The organism is Suttonella ornithocola (assembly GCF_001889065.1).
Taxonomy (GTDB): domain Bacteria; phylum Pseudomonadota; class Gammaproteobacteria; order Cardiobacteriales; family Cardiobacteriaceae; genus Suttonella_A; species Suttonella_A ornithocola.
This window is the reverse complement of sequence record NZ_LWHB01000022.1, coordinates 1-4,314: the sequence shown is the minus strand read 5'-3', so window position 1 is coordinate 4,314 and position 4,314 is coordinate 1. Positions and strand designations below refer to the sequence as shown.

Annotated in this window: 5 protein-coding genes; 1 reads left to right on the top strand and 4 read right to left on the bottom strand. The window is 40.0% G+C overall.

The genetic code is table 11. From position 1 onward, the window contains the following. Positions 1-1,001 (top strand): DUF711 family protein (locus A5N85_RS01955; protein WP_072575728.1); only part of this gene is annotated, 1,001 nt, incomplete at its 5' end. 48 nt (positions 1,002-1,049) lie between these two features. Here A5N85_RS01955 and A5N85_RS01950 read toward each other — a convergent pair. From A5N85_RS01950 to A5N85_RS15995, 4 genes are all read right to left on the bottom strand, one after another. Then, positions 1,050-1,616, bottom strand: coding sequence for an acyl-CoA thioesterase (locus A5N85_RS01950; RefSeq protein ID WP_072575727.1), 567 nt, complete (start codon positions 1,614-1,616; stop codon positions 1,050-1,052). Positions 1,617-1,641: 25 nt separating this feature from the next. Continuing rightward, entirely contained in the window at positions 1,642-2,502 is an 861-nt protein-coding gene (ypfJ, locus tag A5N85_RS01945; RefSeq protein ID WP_072575726.1) for a KPN_02809 family neutral zinc metallopeptidase, read from the bottom strand. A gap of 183 nt (positions 2,503-2,685) precedes the next feature. Then, complete coding sequence (locus A5N85_RS01940) at positions 2,686-3,441, bottom strand: type III pantothenate kinase (protein ID WP_072575725.1); 756 nt, start codon at positions 3,439-3,441, stop codon at positions 2,686-2,688. Positions 3,442-4,171: 730 nt separating this feature from the next. After that, a complete protein-coding gene (locus A5N85_RS15995; RefSeq protein WP_282955978.1) occupies positions 4,172-4,312 on the bottom strand; it encodes a GH32 C-terminal domain-containing protein in 141 nt (46 codons plus the stop codon). Positions 4,313-4,314: the final 2 nt, after the last annotated feature.

Below are 4,314 nucleotides of genomic sequence, written 5' to 3'. Positions count from 1 at the left end.
CAGAGCAATCTTTTTCTCAAGGTTTACGAATCCGATTTGCGATTGGAGAGGCTCAGACAGCTGAAGAAATCCAATTATTACCAGAGTTGATTCAAAGTTATGGGGATTTATGTAATGCTTGTGTCAATGTTGAGGCAGATGCGTTAGGGATTTTAGATAATGCACAGTTAGTTCATTGTGCGCAGGTAATTAAAAAGATTAGTCAAATAACTGCTCGCGGAGAAGGTAATTTTAATTTTACTGTCAATTTTAATTGCCCTTCTTATATTCCGTATTTTCCAGCCAGTTATCATCGTAGTGAACATCAAAAAGCTTTTGTTCTCGGTCTAGAAACGCCAGATTTATTGGTAGCAGCACTAGAGGTTTACCGTACGCAAACGCAAACAAAAGATTTGCTTTCATCTCCAGCTGGCTACCAAGCATTTATGCAAGGCGCTTTTGAGGTAATGACGGCAGCTTTGCAATATCACATTGATAAGATTCAAACGGGCTTAGAAACAGCATCGTTAAATGCAGAGTGGCAATATTTAGGTATGGATACTTCAGCCGCGCCTTCAAAAAATTGTTCGTCAATGGTAGAGGTTTATCAATGTCTAGGGCTACCTCATTTTGGGGCATCTGGAACGGTAGAAATATCGGCGTTATTAACACGCGTTTTTAAGTCTTTAAAACGGGTAAATGCGGTTGGTTTTTCAGGTTTAATGTTAGCTGTTACTGAGGATGAAGGTTTAGCAGCAGCAACTCGGACGAAACAATTTGATATTCGTTCTTTATTAACTTATAGCAGTGTTTGTGGTATTGGTTTGGATACAGTGCCTATTCCCGGAGAGGTTTCTATTGAGCAATTGTGTGCGTTGATGAGAGATACAGGAACAATGGCATTTCGCTTGAATAAGCCTTTGACGGTAAGGGTATTTCCTGTGCCAAATACTTCTGCTGGCGAATTAACCACATTTGAAAGTGATGATTTATGTAATTGTGCTGTATTAGCTGTTAGCTAAATAGAGAGCGAGAACAGGTTTTGTTCTCGCTTCTTATTTTTTATAAGGTTATTTAGTAAAGCTTTCTAGCAGGCTTTCTGCGATTTTAACGTTTTGGGTATTGCACCAATCAAGTTGTTCTTTATCAAGTGTGAATGTTTTATCGGTATATTTATCCATTCTTTCTTTTTGTTCGACTCTTCTTTGGTGAGAGCGGACAAAACGGCGAACGTCTTCAACGTTTTCTAGCAGTAATCCCGGGACTTTTTTAGGCTTACCATCTTCCATGGCAACCATGGTGAAGTAGCTGGAATTACTATGGCGAACGTGTCCTTCAATAAGGTTTTCAGCTTCTACACGAATACCGACTACCATTGAGGAGCTGCCAACGTAGTTAACCCGCGCTTTAATGGTGACTAAATCACCAACGTAAATGGGCGTAAGAAAGTTTACGGTATTGACCGAAGCAGTAACGGTAGGGGCACGCGCATGTTTACAAGCACAAGCATAGGCAGCTTGGTCCATGAGCGCGAGGATTTTTCCACCGAAGATATTACCAGCAACATTGGTATCTTCAGGATGCATGACAACGGATAAGGTAATGTCGCTGTCTTCTGGGCGGATAAAGTCTTGCATATTTTTGTCCTTTTAAATGATGATGTTATTTAAATGTATCACAGGCGTTCATATTGCCACTTTTAAGTCCTGTTATAAACCATTTCATTCGTTGTTCTGAGCTGCCGTGAGTAAAGTTTTCTGGACGAACGGTATGCCCCGCACTTTCCATAATATGGTCGTCACCAACGGCATTAGCTGCGCGTAATCCTTCTTGAAGGTCTGCTTGAGTAATAGAGATGTGGTATTTGTCTAAATTTGCTGCCCAAACACCCGCAAAACAGTCGGCTTGTAATTCTAAGGCAACGGAATAGCGATTTGCTTCAGCTTTGCTGTTAGCATGTTGCATGGCTTGATGGGCTTTAGGCAAAATACCAATAAGGTTTGAAATATGATGCCCGAACTCATGCGCAAGAACATACGCCATCGCAAAGTTCCCCGCAACTTTTTGATGTTGAGTAGCGCCCATTCTCTGCATTTGACGAATAAAGTTTAAATCAATGTAAATTTTTTGGTCTGCTGGACAATAGAAAGGGCCTGTTTGTGCGCTAGCAATACCACAAGCACTTTGTGTCTGATTTGAAAATAGGACGAGTTTTGGGGCGCGAAAGTGTACACCGTTGCGTTTTAATTCGCTGTTCCAAAAATCTTCGTTTGAACCGAGCATAACGCTCACAAATTGGCTTTGTTCATCGTTTTTCGGCGGCGCAGTTGTAGTGGTTTGAGTGCCACCAGTGATACTTTGCGTGCCTTCTACAAAGCCCAGCATGGTGCGTGGATCAATACCAAAAAACCAACCAATTAGAATAATAATGAGTCCAATAATGCCAATACCGCCACCGGCTTTTACGCCCATTCCACGGCGATCTTGGACGTTTGAACTTCGTCTGCCACCTTTCCAATCCATTTTATGTCCTCGTATCGTATGTAAAATAACAGTAGTTTATCAGTTGGTAGTGGTTTGAAAAGTATGCTGGAATATTATCAAATAATCTAATGGCAGTTAAATATTTAAATATCAATATATTAAAAGAAGTATTTTTTATAAGAGTATGTTTAGCATACTTTTCAAACCACTACCTATCAGTTTTTATGATTGGCTTTGTGCACAAACGGTATGCGGAGCGAGATGTGCAATCATGCCGCCAAACATTAAGTCAGGTTCAATGCGATAGGTGGGACGATTACCAAAAAGAATTTGTGCATCGCCGCCAAAAGCATAACGCTTAAAGTAATAGCCATATTCGGCTTCCAATTCATCAATGATATGGTCAACGCCCGCAGGTAAGGCATGATGAATCCCCGCACCGATGCAGCTTGCGGTATCGGTGCCTAAGGTTTTTGGTGTCCAGCGCATGGGAATGAGTTTTTGGGTGTTTTGAATGAGCGCATTTTCAGCAAGACGTATTCCGGGTAGGATAAGTCCGCCTAAATGTTGTCCTTCTCCGTTAACGGCATCTAAGGTAATGGCAGTTCCACAGCCGATAACGCAAAAGGGTTCTTTGGTCAGGCTTCTGGCACCAAGCATAGCTAAGTAGCGATCAGAGCCTAGCTTTTCAGGTTCGTCATAAGCAACGGTTAGGGTATGGTTAGTATGTTTTTGTGCGGTAAAGATTTGGACGGGTTTTTGCCAGAGTTGTTGAACCAATTCACTGACAAATTTTTCAATTTCAGGGTTGTTGACACTAGAAAGCGCAATGGCATCAGGTTCAGGTAAGAGATGCCAAGCGAGGTATAGTTTGCGTTGCCAGTCAGTCCGATACGATGCGGCTTCTACAATTCCGGGAACGTTATTGCCATAAAGCCATTTTATGCGGGAATTCCCCGCGTCAATAAGAAGATACATAGCGTAAGGATAAAAAGTATCATCATACGAGGATTTAATCTATTTGGATAGTCAATCTTTTGTTAGCGTAAGCGGAGGATGCATGTATTGTTTAAGAAAGCGATTTTAGACTGTTGATCACGAATAATAAGGTATCCTTTGGGGTCTATGACAATGTTTTCGACGGAGTCTATAGTCAACTTCCCAAAAAGTGCATACAATGTTAATCCAATATCCACTTTGAAAACAGTATATTATCTATAATTTCGGTATGCATTTTTTGGGAACCCTGCTATAGATACGTTTCTAATACACATTAGCCCAGATGATGATTGCTGGCTCAGCTGAATTATCTAAGCTAAACAGAACATCCCTTCAATGTCAAACTTCAAACAAAGCACTTAATCATTGTTTTGTTATAGATAAGTAGGCAATTAAGCTTTTCGCTCTATGAGCAATTTGACTTGATGCAAGTAATATTTGGTAGTGGTTTGAAAAGCATGCTGGAATTTATCAAATAATTTAATGGTAGTTAAACATTTAAATATCAATATAGTCAAATCAGCTAAAAAACAGAACGTTATCTACCGCCAGAATGGCTAAATAAGGGCTATAGGATGTTTTGTTTTTTAGCTGATCGCACTATATATTAAAAGAAGTATTTTTTGTAAAAATATATTTATCATAATTTTTAAACCACTACCCATTTTTTAGTTAATTTAAATTTACTATAACGTAAAAACCGTAAGAATTAATAGTACTGCCAGCAGTCTAACTGACCAGCGCCACTATGCAGAATGCCATACGCATTTTTTGGCGGAAAAATACGCGCGCTCATTACTGCTTCGCCGTTGTTGATGAAAATTTCCAGAGAACTGCTGTCTAAATATATTT